The organism is Bradyrhizobium sp. P2_E8, assembly GCF_056403875.1.
Window position 1 is genome coordinate 1 of record NZ_JBFUES010001858.1, and the last position, 609, is coordinate 609.

At 66.0% G+C, this 609-nt stretch carries 1 protein-coding gene; it reads right to left on the reverse strand.

Annotated features, from left to right (window positions below; translation table 11 throughout):
- On the reverse strand, nt 1-501 hold a 501-nt coding region (locus AC1D00_RS44340), incomplete at its 3' end, for a CheR family methyltransferase (protein ID WP_477015104.1).
- Between the last annotated feature and the right edge of the window lie 108 nt (nt 502-609).

Below are 609 nucleotides of genomic sequence, written 5' to 3' on the forward strand. Positions count from 1 at the left end.
CATCTGGATCGGCAGGCCGCGCTGCACCTCGAACTGGCTGTAGACGCCGGCCCTGGATTTCTCCAGCACCTCCTGCGACAGGTCGGTGGCGACGATCTCGGTGCGCCAGCCGGCCAAGGCCGCGCCCATCTCCTTCAGGCACATCGCGATCGAATAGGGCTCCTGCCCCGTCGACGACGCCGCCGACCAGATGCGCAGCGATTTGCGCGCCGCGCGCGCCTGGATCAGGCCCGGCAGGATGGTCTCGCGCAGATGATCGAACGGGATCTTGTCACGGTAGAAGAAGGTCTCGTTGGTGGTCATCGCTTCGACCACATCGGTCGCAAGCCGGCCGTCGCCGTTCCTGATCTTCAGCACGAGATCGGGGATGCCTGATAGACTCGCCTTGCGGGCAAGCGGCAGCAGCCGGCTCTCGACCAGGTATTGCTTGTCGGCGGAGAGATCGAGGCCGGAGCGCTCTTTCAGGAATTTGCGCAGATACTCGTAGTCAACCGGCGTCACGAGCGGTCTCCCGCGAACAGGCGGTTGACCTTGGCGCCGATCTGGTTGAGCGGCAGGATCGCCGCGCAGATGCCGGCATGGGCGGCCGCGCCCGGCATGCCCCAGACG